Source organism: Klebsiella sp. CN_Kp091 (assembly GCF_040065095.1).
Taxonomy (GTDB): Bacteria; Pseudomonadota; Gammaproteobacteria; order Enterobacterales; family Enterobacteriaceae; genus Klebsiella; species Klebsiella aerogenes.
In genome coordinates this window covers 240,420-253,905 of sequence record NZ_JBEAIO010000005.1, presented here as the reverse complement: position 1 = coordinate 253,905, position 13,486 = coordinate 240,420, and the positions used below count along the sequence as shown (strand labels likewise).

Genomic DNA, 13,486 nt, shown 5'->3' with positions numbered 1-13,486 from the left:
GAGCCGTTAAGACATGCCTAATTTCTTTATCGATCGCCCCATATTTGCATGGGTGATCGCCATAATCATCATGTTGGCCGGGGGGCTTTCAATTATGAAACTCCCCGTGGCGCAATATCCAACGATTGCGCCGCCAGCAGTGACGATCTCGGCCACCTACCCGGGGGCTGATGCGAAAACGGTGCAGGATACCGTGACACAGGTTATCGAACAGAACATGAACGGTATCGATAACCTGATGTACATGTCCTCAAACAGTGACTCCACCGGTACGGTGCAGATCACCCTTACCTTCCAGTCCGGTACTGACGCAGATATCGCCCAGGTACAGGTGCAGAATAAGCTGCAGCTGGCGATGCCGCTGCTGCCGCAGGAAGTACAACAACAGGGCGTGAGCGTGGAGAAATCCTCCAGTAGCTTCCTGATGGTTGTCGGGGTTATCAACACTAACGGCACCATGACGCAGGAGGATATTTCCGACTACGTGGGCGCCAATATGAAGGATGCCATCAGCCGTACCTCCGGCGTCGGCGACGTTCAGCTGTTCGGTTCCCAGTACGCGATGCGTATCTGGATGGACCCGACGAAGCTAAACAACTTCCAGTTGACTCCGGTAGATGTCATCAACGCCATTAAAGCGCAGAACGCCCAGGTCGCGGCAGGTCAGTTAGGCGGTACGCCGCCGGTGAAAGGCCAGCAGTTGAACGCCTCGATCATCGCCCAGACGCGTCTGACTTCCGCTGATGAATTCAGTAAGATTCTGCTGAAAGTCAATCAGGATGGTTCACAGGTTCGTCTGCGCGACGTGGCGAAAGTTGAGCTCGGCGGCGAAAACTACGACATCATCGCGAAGTTTAACGGCCAACCGGCTTCCGGTCTGGGGATTAAACTGGCCACCGGCGCTAACGCCCTGGATACCGCCAACGCCATCCGTGCCGAGCTGGCGAAGATGGAACCGTACTTCCCGTCAGGCCTGAAAATCGTCTACCCGTACGATACTACCCCGTTCGTGAAAATCTCTATTCATGAAGTGGTAAAAACGCTGGTGGAAGCGATCATCCTGGTGTTCCTGGTCATGTATCTGTTCCTGCAGAACTTCCGCGCCACGCTGATCCCGACCATTGCAGTACCGGTGGTATTGCTTGGGACATTCGCCATCCTGGCGGTGTTTGGCTTCTCGATAAACACCCTGACGATGTTCGGGATGGTGCTGGCCATCGGCTTGCTGGTGGATGACGCCATCGTGGTAGTAGAAAACGTCGAGCGCGTGATGGCGGAGGAAGGATTGCCGCCGAAAGAAGCGACCCGTAAGTCGATGGGTCAGATTCAGGGCGCGCTGGTCGGTATCGCGATGGTGCTGTCTGCGGTATTTATCCCGATGGCCTTCTTTGGCGGTTCAACCGGCGCGATTTATCGCCAGTTCTCGATCACTATCGTTTCCGCGATGGCGCTGTCGGTACTGGTAGCGCTGATTCTGACGCCAGCGCTGTGCGCCACCATGCTGAAACCGATTCAGAAAGGCGGCCATGGCGAGCACAAAGGCTTCTTTGGCTGGTTTAACCGCATGTTCGATAAGAGCACGCACCACTACACCGACAGCGTAGGCAACATTCTGCGTAGTACCGGTCGTTACCTGGTGCTGTATCTGATTATCGTCGTCGGTATGGCCTACCTGTTCGTTCGTCTGCCAAGCTCCTTCTTGCCGGACGAAGACCAGGGCGTGTTCTTGAGTATGGCGCAGCTTCCGGCGGGCGCGAGTCAGGAACGTACGCAGAAAGTCCTCGACGAGATGACTGACTACTACCTGACCAAAGAGAAGAACAACGTTGAATCGGTGTTCGCGGTTAACGGTTTTGGTTTTGCAGGTCGCGGTCAGAACACCGGTATCGCCTTCGTGTCGTTAAAAGACTGGAGCGAACGCCCGGGTTCAGAAAACAAAGTTGAAGCGATTACCGGCCGCGCGATGGCCCGTTTCTCGCAGATTAAAGATGCGATGGTCTTCGCCTTTAACCTGCCGGCGATCGTCGAACTGGGTACCGCTACCGGCTTTGACTTCCAGCTTATCGATCAGGGTGGTTTAGGGCATGAGAAATTAACTCAGGCGCGTAACCAGCTGTTTGGTATGGTCGCGCAGCATCCCGATCTGCTGGTCGGCGTGCGTCCTAACGGCCTGGAAGATACGCCGCAGTTCAAGATCGATATCGATCAGGAAAAAGCGCAGGCGCTGGGTGTTTCAATTAGCGACATTAACACCACCCTCGGCGCAGCGTGGGGCGGCAGCTACGTCAACGACTTCATCGACCGCGGTCGTGTGAAGAAAGTGTACGTCATGTCTGAAGCGAAATACCGTATGCTGCCAGAAGATATCGGCAACTGGTATGTCCGCGGCAGCGATGGCCAAATGGTGCCGTTCTCCGCCTTCTCCACTTCCCACTGGGAATATGGTTCACCGCGTCTGGAGCGTTACAACGGTCTGCCATCGATGGAAATCCTCGGTCAGGCAGCCCCGGGCCGCAGTACGGGTGAAGCGATGGCGATGATGGAACAGCTGGCAAGCAAACTGCCTTCTGGCGTCGGCTACGACTGGACCGGTATGTCCTATCAGGAACGCCTGTCAGGCAACCAGGCCCCGGCGCTGTACGCTATCTCGCTTATCGTCGTCTTCCTGTGTCTGGCGGCGTTGTACGAGAGCTGGTCGATTCCGTTCTCCGTCATGCTGGTGGTACCGTTGGGTGTTGTTGGCGCGCTGTTAGCGGCAACCTTCCGCGGGCTGACTAACGACGTTTACTTCCAGGTCGGCCTGCTGACGACCATCGGCCTGTCGGCGAAGAACGCGATACTTATCGTTGAATTCGCCAAAGACCTGATGGAAAAAGAAGGCAAAGGCCTGATTGAAGCGACGCTGGAAGCGGTACGTATGCGTCTGCGCCCAATCCTGATGACTTCTCTGGCGTTTATCCTCGGGGTAATGCCGCTGGTTATCAGCTCAGGCGCAGGTTCCGGCGCGCAGAACGCCGTCGGTACCGGCGTAATGGGCGGGATGGTGACCGCGACGGTTCTGGCGATCTTCTTCGTGCCGGTATTCTTCGTGGTGGTTCGTCGCCGCTTCAGTAAGAAAACTGAAGATATTGAGCATAACCATCCGGTTGAGCATCATTAATCTTGCTTAAGCTAAGGGCCGCGTTTGCGGCCCTTTTTCTTTAGGGGTATTTAAACGCACACATTGTTATTGTTTATTTTACGTTCTGACATATAATATACATTGATGAACGTTGTTCTATCTTTATTAAGATTTCCGTTATCGGCTTCACCATCAGGCTTTATTCAGAATATTCTTAATCACCAACAACTTCCCGACAACCTCTCGCTGCAGGCAGGCGTCAATCAGATAAACTGATGATATATAAGGCTGACGTTCCAGTTTCGCCAAACATAAAAGGAATCCGTATAATAGGATCTGTTTTTTTAAGATAAATTAACCGTATTTATTGTAATTTTTCGTAATAGCACGGTGAAATGTTTTTGAGACTGGATTATAGTTAAATCACAGGATTACAATGTTTGAGCCTGGTCTTCATCCCACAACGGTGTTTGTTAGTCGTCGTTTAAACCACTTACAAGGGGATGTGTTATGGACGAGTACTCGCCAAAAAGACATGATATCGCGCAGCTTAGATTTCTCTGCGAAACCCTGTATCATGACTGTCTTGCAAACCTGGAAGAGAGCAACCGCGGCTGGGTTAACGACCCCACTTCGGCAGTGAATCTTCAATTAAATGAATTGATCGAGCACATAGCAACTTACGCGCTTAATTATAAAATTAAGTATGCTGAGGATAATAAGCTGATTTCTCAGCTTGACGAATACCTGGATGACACTTTTATGCTGTTCAGTAGTTATGGCATAAACACAAGCGATCTCCAAAAATGGCGCAAATCAGGCAATCGCCTATTCCGATGCTTTGTCAACGCCAGCCGGGAGAACCCGGCGAGTCTTTCTTGTTAGAATTATTACATTCAAAAGGTGAAATGATGTCTGGTAAACCATTAACTAAAACAGACTATTTGATGCGTTTACGCCGCTGTCAGACAATTGATACGCTGGAGCGCGTAATTGAAAAGAATAAATATGAACTTTCCGACAATGAATTGGCGGTATTTTACTCAGCAGCCGATCATCGTCTTGCTGAATTGACCATGAATAAGCTATACGACAAAATCCCAACTTCAGTATGGAAATTTATCCGCTAGTTCATTTTCTGTCATTAATACAACGGCACCTCAACAGGGATTGATCAGAATATTAAACGTCTGAGTCCCGTATTGCTGCATATGAAACCGGTTTCGCTTTATACTGTTTCTTCTTTAACCAGGAGAAGACCATGAGCGAAGAGAAAAGGAAAATGATCGCCGGCGAGCCGTATCTGGCTGGAGACGCCACGTTAAAAGCAGACCGCCTGCACGCCAGGCAGGTACTGCACCGTTACAATCACTCTGCGCCGGATGAACGCGAAATACGCGCCACGCTGCTGGCTGAACTTTTTGGCAAGGCGACCGACGCCTATATTGAACCCACTTTCCGCTGCGATTACGGCTATAACATCAGCCTCGGCGCCAATTTTTACGCTAACTTTGACTGCGTGATGCTCGATGTTTGCCCGATCCGGATTGGCGATAACTGTATGCTGGCGCCGGGCGTCCATATCTATACCGCCACCCATCCACTGGATCCGACGGAACGCAATAGCGGTATTGAGTACGGAAAACCGGTGGTTATCGGCCATAACGTGTGGATTGGCGGCCGGGCGGTTATCAACCCCGGCGTAACAATCGGCGACAACGCGGTTATCGCATCCGGCGCCGTGGTGGTGAAAGATGTGCCGGCCAATGCGGTGGTCGGCGGTAATCCTGCAAAAATCATCAAGCAGCTATTAACCGAATAATAGTAACTGTTATGCTTTTCTGTAACTGATCTGTTACTTTAACCCCGGTCTCCGGCAACATAAAATAACTGCCAAACTGAGCCGTAGAGCCTGAAATGCCGGGCTCTACGAAGAATTCGGGGATTAAAATGACAGAAATACAGCGCCTGCTAACTAACACCATTGAGGAACTGAACGAAAAAGAAAAACGCGATAATCGCCCGCGTTTTAGTATCAGTTTTATTCGCAATCACCCGTGGCTATTTGTCGCCATGTACGCCGCCTTTTTGGCCACTCTCGTCGTCATGCTGCGCTCTGAGACGCTGGTTGATTCCGTATGGCTGCTGGTCGTCCTGTTTGTTCTGTTGAACGGCTTTTTCTTCTTTGACGTCTACCCGCGTTACCGTTATGAAGATATCGACGTGCTCGATTTTCGCGTCTGTTATAACGGCGAATGGTATAACACCCGTTTCGTCCCTGAGCAGCTGATTGACGGTATTCTGCAATCGCCGCAGGTCGCTCATGAGCAGAAAGCCCAACTGCAGAAAATGATCGCCACGAAAGGTGAACTCTCGTTCTACGATGTTTTCACCTTGACCCGCGTTGCTGCTTGATTAGCCGGTTCAACGTCCGCAGCGCCGGTACGAAATGCGCCGCTGATGTATTACCATATCCCAACACCAGGCCGCTACGCGCGGTCTGCTGGTTAAGATAAAAGCGGCTTAGCGCCGCTGGCGCCATTTGATAACGTCGCGCCTGCTCGACAATTTGCACATCGTCGATGCCATCAATGGCGACGGTTAAATGCAGCCCGCCCTCTCCGCCCCAAATCTCATTCGCCAGCGCGAATTCGCTTGCGACCGCCTCGCGTAACAGCTGCTGACGCCGACGATACAACCGGCGCATTGAAGCCAGATGGCGCGCATAATGCCCCTCTTCGATGAACAGCGCCAGCGCACGCTGCTCCAGCCGATGGCCGCCGCGCAACAGCGCGCCGATCGCCTCCTGCGCCGCCTCGGCCAGCGCCGGAGGCATTACTGCAAATCCTATCCTAAGTGACGGGAAGAGCGTTTTACTGAAGGTACCAAGGTAAACCACCGGCGCCTGTGCCACCATGCCGAGCATCGCCTGAATGGGTTCGCCGCTGTAGCGAAACTCGCTGTCATAGTCATCTTCAATAATCCACGCATCATGCTGGCGGGCATACTCCAGCAACGCCAGACGGCGCCCGGCGCTCATCACCGCCCCGCTCGGATACTGGTGCGAAGGTGAGGTAAAAATAAGCCTCGGCGCCCGCTCTTCCGCGGTATCTGGCCGCATGCCATCGCTATCAACCGCAATTCCCTTTATTTGCAGACCGGCTTTAATAAACACGCTTTTGGCGCCGAAATAACCGGGCTCTTCGACCCAGGCGGTATCCCCCGCCTCGCTCAGCAGATGCGTGCAAAGATTAACCCCCTCCAGCGCGCCTTCAGTGATCACAATTTGCCGCGCTGTGCAGCGAATGCCCCGGGATAAGGTCAGATGACGGGCAATCGCCTCGCGCAGCGCCGGTTCACCGGCCGCCTCCCCATACCCAAGAATCGTGCTGCCGTCCTCGCGCAGCACCCGATCGAGCAAACGGCGCCAGATAGCCAGCGGGAAGTAGTTCACCGCGGGCATGCCGGTAGTCAACAACAGTGCCGGCGAATCCCGTCGCCCCGGCAGCGGTAATGCGCGCAAGCGCTCAGGTAACACAACCTTTGGCGGCGTCGGTTCGCTTTCCACCAGCGTATTGAGCGCCGCGACATACGTCCCCTGACGACTGCGGATCAGATATCCCTCTATCGCCAGCTGTTCCAGCGCGCTGTTTACGGTATTGCGCGATATGCCAGCACGCTGAGCAATAACGCGCGCCCCCGGCAACCGGCTATGACTGAGTAGCTCGCCCTGTAAAATGGCCTCGCGCAGCGCCTGATAGAGCGCGCGCTGTAGCGTCGCGTCTCCCCGCTGCTGTATCCCCCGCGTCAGCAAGGTAAAAAAAGCATCGTCCGGAATATTCATCATGGCTCCTCGTGGCACCATGAAAAGATACCCTTATGGCCCTTTTTATAGAACCAGTAGACGTTTAATCTCAGGACTCTTCCCGCAAACAGGACTTGACCGATGACGCAATACAACCAATTTAACCAACTCGTTGGCGACGCTTTACCTGACTGGCAGCCGCGTCCCTGGCCGCAGCGCCAGACCTTGCAAGGACAGTCATGCCGCCTGGAACCGCTTGCCGTCAAACACGCGCAAGCGCTGTTCAACGCCTATCGACAGGCGCCTGATACCCGCGCCTGGACCTGGCTTTTGCGTGAACCGGAAAACAGCGTTGCCGAGTTCAGCGCCTGGATTGCCAGCATCAGCGAGCTAAACGATCCGCTTCACTTCGCGGTGATTGATGAACGCAGTGGGCAACCGGTCGGATCGCTAGCACTGATGCGTATTGACGCCAAAAACGGCGTCGTTGAAGTCGGCCATGTTCACTTTTCGCCGCTGCTAAGCCGCAAAGCAATGGCCACCGAAGCACAGTGGCTGCTGATGCGTTATGTCTTTGAGTCGCTCGGCTACCGCCGCTATGAGTGGAAATGCAATAGCCTGAATGAACCATCGCGGCGCGCGGCGCTGCGCTTAGGCTTTCAGTTCGAGGGGCGCTTTCGACAAGCGCTGGTGATAAAAGGCCACAATCGCGATACCGACTGGTTTTCCATTATTGATAGCGAGTGGCCGCAGGTGGATAGCGCAATGCGTCAGTGGCTGGCCGCCGGTAATTTTGATGCCAACGGCCAGCAATATCGCACGCTGGAGAGCTTTCGCAAGCCTACGAATTAACGCCGTTTTTTACGCCCCTGCACCGCTTTAAAGCGCGGGTTACTTTTGCAGATAACGTACAACCGCCCTTTGCGTTTCACTATCTGGCAATCCGGGTGGCGCTGTTTAGCGCTACGCAATGAGTTCAGTACCTGCATATTTAGCTCCTTTTGGCATCAATAAAACCACCGAAGCGCTGACGGAAACGGGCGGCGCTACCTTCGGTGGCATGCGTTTTCTGCTTACCGGTGTAATACGGATGGGATTTAGACGAAACATCTAAGGTGACATACGGATAGGTCACGCCATCCAGTTCAATCTCACGCTCGGTTTTAATGGTGGATCCCACTTTGAAGTACTCGTTCACGCTCGTATCGTGGAAAACGACGGTACGGTAGTGCGGATGAATATTAGCTTTCATGGCGAACCTCAATCAATATGTTATAACATAACAATTAAGGTACACCGTTCATAGCTAAAGATCAACCATACGAAATTAGCGGCTTCAACGAGCACCACGCGGAGCCTCAATGGACGATGATTTGCGGCCCCCTCCCCTCCAAATCGCGGTATTCGCGATCCGAGTCTTTTTTCCGCTTTCGCGTATACTCTGTGCAATCCCCGTTAAAATAAGGACATACCCATGACGACTCGCCATTTAATGAGTCTGGTTACAGGGGTGCTTATTCTCGCTATCGTACTCCCCATCGCCCTAAGCATCTGGCTGGCAATGCGTCAGGCGCAGGCGCAGTTTTATAGCGAGCTCGACCACTACTCAAAGCGTATTGTGATGCGCGTGGAACAGGTCGCCACTCAGGCCAAAGAAGCGTTACAAGAAGCCGATGCTCACAGCGCCACCGCCTGTTCACCAGAACATTTGCTGAATATGCGCCGCATTGCCTACACCCATCGCTACGTGCAGGAGGTACTATGGTTGCGTAATTCGGTACCGATGTGCTCATCACTTGAAGATCATCGGGTTTCAGTGACATTCCCACAACCCGATCACGTGACCGCCGACGGCTACAGTACCTGGCTTACCTCGATCAATGACCTCGGCCTGCAACATCGCATGACCGCCTTCGGCAACAAAAATCATATTGTGATGATCGACCCGATATCATTTATTGATGTTATTGCCAGCGGCCAGGAAAAGATCCATACGATATTATTCGGCACTGAGCACGATCGGGTGGTGATCAGCAGCCAACCTCTCGATCCCGCGGTTTGGGCGCGAATTAAAAACCTCCATAGCGAGACGCTAACGCTGAATGACACCGTCTATCGCGTGCATATTATCCCGGAACTGGGTCTTGGCGTCGCAAGTTGGTCGTCCACGCAGCCCCTGGATGCGCGCCTTCGCCAGCAGCTGCTGTTATGGCTGCCGATAGGGCTCTTTACCAGCCTGTTGACCTCTTTTTTACTTCTACGCCTGCTGCGCAGATTACGTTCGCCACGTTATGGCATGCTGGATGCGCTGCAATCCGATGCCATCCAGGTTTACTATCAGCCGATAGTCTCGCTGGAAGATGGCAAAATCGCCGGCGCAGAAGCGCTGGCCCGCTGGCAGCAGCCGGATGGCACTTTTTTATCACCCGATATCTTTATCCCACTGGCTGAGCAAACCGGGCTTATCACCCGGTTGACCGAAGATATTGTGCGCAAAATCTTCGCCGACCTCGGCCCCTGGCTGCGCCAACATCCGCAGATGCATGTCTCCATAAATCTGTCGGTTGATGACCTGCGCTCGCCTACGTTACCCACGCTACTCAAGGAGCAGCTGGCGCGCTGGGGAGTCAATCCGGAACAGATTCCTCTTGAGCTTACCGAACGCGGTTTTGTCGATCCGCAAACCACCCTGCCGGTAATTATTGGCTATCGCCAGGCGGGACACAGGATCTCGATCGATGATTTCGGCACCGGCTATTCCAGCCTCAGCTACCTGCAGACGCTGGATGTGGATACGCTGAAGATCGACAAGTCATTTGTCGATACGCTGGAATATAAGCCGCTGACGCCGCATATCATTGAGATGGCGAAGGCGCTGAATCTGGCGATTGTCGCCGAAGGGGTGGAAACGCCCGCTCAGCGCGACTGGCTGCGCGCGCATGGCGTCAATTACGCGCAAGGCTGGCTGTATTGTAAGGCGCTACCGAAAGAGGAATTTGTTCAGTGGGCGGAACATAATATTAAAGCGCATTAATTCATGTGCGGCGCGCTGGCAACCAGTCGCGCCGCCGGATTTACTCGTCAAGAATCGGCGCAAACCCACCGAAGATCATACGCTTGCCGTCAAAAGGCAAGCTATCGCTAAGCGCTTTGATCCGCGGGTCGCTCATCATTTTCGCATTGGCCGCATCCCTGATCTCCTTAGACGGGTACTCGATCCAACTGAAAACCACTTCCTCATCCGCCTGCGCTTTAACCGACATGCGGAAATCCGTCAGCTTCCCTTCCGGGACATCATCCGACCAACACTCCACCACGCGCGTGGCGCCAAACTCTTTAAATAGCGGCGCCGATTTTGCTGCCAGTTCGCGGTATGCCTCCTTATTTTCCGCAGGGACGGCAACGACAAAACCATCAACATACTTCATGAGTGAGTCTCCGAAGTGAACAGCGCCGGCGGCATATCCGTCGGCGTCTGAGTGATAAGTTTAGTCGCTGCTATCGCGAACGGCGATTTCAGGACGCCAGCTCCCGGCTTTTCGCCGCCGCGCTGACTAGCCGCGGTTGACGGAACCAGGGTAAAAACAGCTGGATCAGCGGGCCGATAGCAAAGGCGTAAACCACGGTGCCGACCCCTACTTTGCCACCCAGCAGCCAGCCAATTAGCAGCACCGAGACTTCGATGGCGGTACGGATACCACGCAAAGACCAACCGGTTCGCGCATGCAATCCGGTCATCAGGCCATCACGCGGCCCGGGACCAAAACCGGCGCCGATATACATCCCGGTTGCTATCGCATTCATCACTACCGCGCCGGCTAGCAGCAGACTACGCGCGGGCAGCGATTCCAGCGGCGGAAGTACCGCGAGTGTGGCATCGGCAGCAAGGCCAAGCACGATGACATTGCTAATGGTACCGAGACCCGGCATCTGACGCAGCGGGATCCACAGCAGTAGCACCGCGGCGCCGGTCACAATAATCACCGTGCCGAAACTGATATTAAGCTGTTTCGCCACCCCCAGATGAAACACATCCCACGGATCGGCCCCGAGGTTGGCATGGACGAATAACGCCGTCGACACGCCATAGAGAACCAGACCAATATAAAGTTGTAGCAAGCGACGGACCATAAACACCTCAGTATGTATTGCGAATGCCCCCATCATCAGCAAAAATGGATTGGTAATTAATGGCCAGTTTTTTAAAAGTGGATCGCTATGTCAGTACGTCGTTTTGGAACACAATCACTGGTACGCCTGCTCGGCAACTGGCAGTCCCCCTCCTCGCGCGCGCCGCTGTGGCGGCAGCTGGCGGAAGCGCTGCGTCTGTTGATCCTCGATGGACGGCTGGCGCTGGAGACCCGTCTGCCCGGCGAACGAGAACTGGCGACGGCGCTAAATGTTAGCCGCACCACTATCGCCAGCGCGCTGGGGTTATTGCGAGAAGAAGGCTATCTGCAAAGTCGCCAGGGGAGTGGTTCACGCATTGCGCTACCTGCCGGTCCGCTACTTCCCGGCGAGCAGACGCTTTCGGCGCCATCGGTCAATCTCGCCACCGCCGCCCTCAGCGCCGGACCGGAGATTCATCAAGCCTACAGCCACGCGCTGACGCTGATGCCGCAGTATTTGTCCTATACCGGGTACGATCAGCAGGGGTTAGTCGATTTGCGCGCAGTCATTGCCCGCCGCTATAGCGAACGCGGCCTGCCGACGCAGGCGGATGAAGTGATGATTGTGAATGGCGCGCTGAGCGGATTTGCCCTGGTACTGCGTCTGTTAACCGGGCCTGGCGACCGGGTGGTGGTTGACGCGCCCTCTTACCCGATGGCGATTAACGCTATTCGCGGCGCCTCCTGCCGACCGGTAGGCGTCGCCTTACCGGAAAAGGGCTGGGACTGCGACGGCCTGGCGGCGACCATTGCGCAAACTTCGCCGCGGCTGGCCTTTATGATGCCGGATTTTCATAATCCCACCGGTCGCTGCATGGATAGCGAAACCCGGCAACGCGTCGCCGATTTGGCCGCCAGCACGCGAACGACGCTGGTCGCCGACGAAACGATGGTCGATTTATGGTACAACGCCCCGCCGCCGGCGCCGCTGGCGGCTTTCAATCCGGAAGCGCCAATAATCACTATTGGTTCAGCGGGTAAAACGTTCTGGGGAGGACTGCGAATTGGCTGGATCCGCGCCCCGGCGCGGACTATTGCCTCGCTCATCCAGGCGCGGGATACGCTCGATCTCGGTTCGCCGCTGCTGGAACAGCTGGCTTGTTGTTGGCTACTGGAGAACGAACAAACACTGTTGCCGCAACGGCGGGCAATGCTGGCCGCGCGTCGTGATATGTGCGCTGCGTTGATGGCGGAATATTTTCCCCACTGGCGCTTTTCCGTCCCCGAGGGCGGGCTATCGTTTTGGGTGGAGCTGCCGGAGATGTTGGCAACGCAGTTCTCGGTGCGCGCTGAGAATGCCGGCATTCATATTGGCACCGGTACGCGATTCGGTCTGGAAGGTGCCTTCGACCGTTATTTACGTTTGCCTTTCACGCTACCAGATATGGAATTGCGCAACGCCTTCAGCATTTTACAACCGCTGTGGCAAACTCTTACGCAACAGAAAGAAATGGCGAGAACACGTAAAATTATATAATAAAATATCGACGGGCTGCGATCAGCCCGTCAAAAACCACCATCCATGATGAATATGAGATGTTTTATAAAATTGCAGTTCCATCTTGCCCACGCCGCATGTCATTACGATGACAGCGGTGTAGTAATTTCATTAATGCTGGCGCGGAATAGGAAAACCTTTTAGCGAAATAATAAAGCCATCGTCATCTTTTTTAATTTTTGCGCCGGTTTCACACCAGTCGGAAGCAATGCGAAAAAACTCATCACTACCGATATTCCAGTTCAGGCGCACGTGCTTAACGTACCCGGAACGCAGCAGGTCACAGGCTTCACTGTAACTGCTGGCTGTAGAGAATTGTTGTTTCATCTTTTCTTCTTCAGAAGTTTTCGTAATGCTTTGATTTCTTTAGGGGTTAACGGCAACGCTTCCTCTTCGGTATGCTGGTTATCAATATCCTCATGCGAAACCCCCGCCTCGTCTGCTGAATCAATGGCCGCAAGCGCCAATTGCAGCAGCTTCTCCGTAGCCGTGCCTAAATTCTCGTTATTCACTTCCGCATAATGACGCAGTTTATCTTTTAACTCTGCGTCAATTTTCACATTCAGAACTACTGTGGTCATGATCACGCTTCCCGTGCAATAAAATCATCATAATTAATACACGAAGTTAACATCTTGATCCAGAGATATTATTTATCCTTAATAATATCTGGTAATTCCAGGAAATAATTTGCCCATTATATATGACATGAAGATGTCATTAGTATGTCATTATTATTTCACATTTATGACAATGCAAAATTAAGGAATGAAAAAGAGTCGTTTTAATCACGTAAAACAATAAATGAGGTGAAGCTGCCTATAATGGTAGCAGAGAATAAAAGCACATCAAATGAAGGGAAATTAAATCAGGACCGCCAGAATTGGGTGGGG

15 protein-coding genes are annotated in these 13,486 nt (G+C 53.5%); 8 read left to right on the top strand and 7 right to left on the bottom strand.

Going from position 1 to position 13,486, the window contains the following annotated elements; all coding sequences use genetic code 11:
- Positions 1-13: 13 nt before the first annotated feature.
- The 5 genes from acrB (at position 14) to ABLV17_RS05735 (ending at position 5,536) form a co-directional block, all read left to right on the top strand.
- A complete protein-coding gene (acrB, locus tag ABLV17_RS05755) occupies positions 14-3,160 on the top strand; it encodes a multidrug efflux RND transporter permease subunit AcrB (RefSeq protein ID WP_015704610.1) in 3,147 nt (1,048 codons plus the stop codon).
- A gap of 471 nt (positions 3,161-3,631) precedes the next feature.
- Complete coding sequence (gene tomB / locus ABLV17_RS05750; protein ID WP_015367917.1) at positions 3,632-4,006, top strand: Hha toxicity modulator TomB; 375 nt, start codon at positions 3,632-3,634, stop codon at positions 4,004-4,006.
- Between the two features lie 26 nt (positions 4,007-4,032).
- Positions 4,033-4,251 (top strand): HHA domain-containing protein, encoded by a 219-nt coding sequence (locus tag ABLV17_RS05745; RefSeq protein ID WP_015367918.1) that lies wholly within the window; start codon positions 4,033-4,035, stop codon positions 4,249-4,251.
- Positions 4,252-4,382: 131 nt separating this feature from the next.
- The gene (maa, locus tag ABLV17_RS05740; protein ID WP_087860357.1) at positions 4,383-4,943 is read left to right on the top strand and encodes a maltose O-acetyltransferase; all 561 of its coding nucleotides are present in this window, start codon (positions 4,383-4,385) and stop codon (positions 4,941-4,943) included.
- 128 nt (positions 4,944-5,071) lie between these two features.
- On the top strand, positions 5,072-5,536 hold the full coding sequence (locus ABLV17_RS05735) for a YlaC family protein (protein WP_087860358.1): 465 nt from the start codon (positions 5,072-5,074) through the stop codon (positions 5,534-5,536).
- On the opposite strand, the gene ABLV17_RS05730 is transcribed toward ABLV17_RS05735, so the two are convergent.
- Positions 5,511-6,965, bottom strand: a complete 1,455-nt coding sequence (locus ABLV17_RS05730) for a PLP-dependent aminotransferase family protein (protein WP_113373760.1) — start codon at positions 6,963-6,965, stop codon at positions 5,511-5,513. The two genes, ABLV17_RS05735 and ABLV17_RS05730, sit on opposite strands and share 26 nt — an antisense overlap.
- 102 nt (positions 6,966-7,067) lie before the next feature.
- On the opposite strand from ABLV17_RS05730, the gene ABLV17_RS05725 reads away from it, so the two are divergent.
- Positions 7,068-7,778, top strand: coding sequence for a GNAT family protein (locus ABLV17_RS05725; RefSeq protein ID WP_087860360.1), 711 nt, complete (start codon positions 7,068-7,070; stop codon positions 7,776-7,778).
- On the opposite strand, the gene ykgO is transcribed toward ABLV17_RS05725, so the two are convergent.
- Both ykgO and ABLV17_RS05715 read right to left on the bottom strand, forming a co-directional pair.
- Positions 7,775-7,915, bottom strand: a complete 141-nt coding sequence (gene ykgO / locus ABLV17_RS05720; protein ID WP_003859006.1) for a type B 50S ribosomal protein L36 — start codon at positions 7,913-7,915, stop codon at positions 7,775-7,777. The two genes, ABLV17_RS05725 and ykgO, sit on opposite strands and share 4 nt — an antisense overlap.
- Before the next feature lie 2 nt (positions 7,916-7,917).
- Entirely contained in the window at positions 7,918-8,178 is a 261-nt protein-coding gene (locus ABLV17_RS05715; RefSeq protein WP_015367923.1) for a type B 50S ribosomal protein L31, read from the bottom strand.
- A 222-nt stretch (positions 8,179-8,400) separates the two neighbouring features.
- Between ABLV17_RS05715 and ABLV17_RS05710 the strand changes: the two genes are divergently transcribed.
- Positions 8,401-9,960, top strand: coding sequence for an EAL domain-containing protein (locus ABLV17_RS05710; RefSeq protein WP_348854129.1), 1,560 nt, complete (start codon positions 8,401-8,403; stop codon positions 9,958-9,960).
- 40 nt (positions 9,961-10,000) lie between these two features.
- Here ABLV17_RS05710 and ABLV17_RS05705 read toward each other — a convergent pair whose 3' ends face one another.
- Both ABLV17_RS05705 and ABLV17_RS05700 read right to left on the bottom strand, forming a co-directional pair.
- Positions 10,001-10,354, bottom strand: a complete 354-nt coding sequence (locus ABLV17_RS05705; RefSeq protein ID WP_015367925.1) for a DUF1428 family protein — start codon at positions 10,352-10,354, stop codon at positions 10,001-10,003.
- Positions 10,355-10,442: 88 nt separating this feature from the next.
- Positions 10,443-11,057, bottom strand: coding sequence for a hypothetical protein (locus tag ABLV17_RS05700; protein ID WP_348854128.1), 615 nt, complete (start codon positions 11,055-11,057; stop codon positions 10,443-10,445).
- Positions 11,058-11,144: 87 nt separating this feature from the next.
- Here ABLV17_RS05700 and ABLV17_RS05695 point away from each other — a divergent pair, with 87 nt between their 5' ends.
- On the top strand, positions 11,145-12,572 hold the full coding sequence (locus ABLV17_RS05695) for a PLP-dependent aminotransferase family protein (RefSeq protein ID WP_348854127.1): 1,428 nt from the start codon (positions 11,145-11,147) through the stop codon (positions 12,570-12,572).
- A gap of 132 nt (positions 12,573-12,704) precedes the next feature.
- Here ABLV17_RS05695 and ABLV17_RS05690 read toward each other — a convergent pair whose 3' ends face one another.
- Together ABLV17_RS05690 and ABLV17_RS05685 are read right to left on the bottom strand one after the other, a co-directional pair.
- On the bottom strand, positions 12,705-12,920 hold the full coding sequence (locus ABLV17_RS05690) for a hypothetical protein (RefSeq protein ID WP_015367928.1): 216 nt from the start codon (positions 12,918-12,920) through the stop codon (positions 12,705-12,707).
- On the bottom strand, positions 12,917-13,174 hold the full coding sequence (locus tag ABLV17_RS05685; protein WP_348854126.1) for a hypothetical protein: 258 nt from the start codon (positions 13,172-13,174) through the stop codon (positions 12,917-12,919). Before ABLV17_RS05685 ends, ABLV17_RS05690 begins: the two co-directional genes overlap by 4 nt.
- Positions 13,175-13,486: the final 312 nt, after the last annotated feature.

Coding starts and splice junctions, on each gene's coding strand:
- acrB (WP_015704610.1), top strand. CDS start 14: ATGCCTAATTTCTTTATCGATCGCCCCATATTTGCATGGGTGATCGCC.
- tomB (WP_015367917.1), top strand. CDS start 3,632: ATGGACGAGTACTCGCCAAAAAGACATGATATCGCGCAGCTTAGATTT.
- ABLV17_RS05745 (WP_015367918.1), top strand. CDS start 4,033: ATGTCTGGTAAACCATTAACTAAAACAGACTATTTGATGCGTTTACGC.
- maa (WP_087860357.1), top strand. CDS start 4,383: ATGAGCGAAGAGAAAAGGAAAATGATCGCCGGCGAGCCGTATCTGGCT.
- ABLV17_RS05735 (WP_087860358.1), top strand. CDS start 5,072: ATGACAGAAATACAGCGCCTGCTAACTAACACCATTGAGGAACTGAAC.
- ABLV17_RS05730 (WP_113373760.1), bottom strand. CDS start 6,965: ATGAATATTCCGGACGATGCTTTTTTTACCTTGCTGACGCGGGGGATA.
- ABLV17_RS05725 (WP_087860360.1), top strand. CDS start 7,068: ATGACGCAATACAACCAATTTAACCAACTCGTTGGCGACGCTTTACCT.
- ykgO (WP_003859006.1), bottom strand. CDS start 7,915: ATGCAGGTACTGAACTCATTGCGTAGCGCTAAACAGCGCCACCCGGAT.
- ABLV17_RS05715 (WP_015367923.1), bottom strand. CDS start 8,178: ATGAAAGCTAATATTCATCCGCACTACCGTACCGTCGTTTTCCACGAT.
- ABLV17_RS05710 (WP_348854129.1), top strand. CDS start 8,401: ATGACGACTCGCCATTTAATGAGTCTGGTTACAGGGGTGCTTATTCTC.
- ABLV17_RS05705 (WP_015367925.1), bottom strand. CDS start 10,354: ATGAAGTATGTTGATGGTTTTGTCGTTGCCGTCCCTGCGGAAAATAAG.
- ABLV17_RS05700 (WP_348854128.1), bottom strand. CDS start 11,057: ATGGTCCGTCGCTTGCTACAACTTTATATTGGTCTGGTTCTCTATGGC.
- ABLV17_RS05695 (WP_348854127.1), top strand. CDS start 11,145: ATGTCAGTACGTCGTTTTGGAACACAATCACTGGTACGCCTGCTCGGC.
- ABLV17_RS05690 (WP_015367928.1), bottom strand. CDS start 12,920: ATGAAACAACAATTCTCTACAGCCAGCAGTTACAGTGAAGCCTGTGAC.
- ABLV17_RS05685 (WP_348854126.1), bottom strand. CDS start 13,174: ATGACCACAGTAGTTCTGAATGTGAAAATTGACGCAGAGTTAAAAGAT.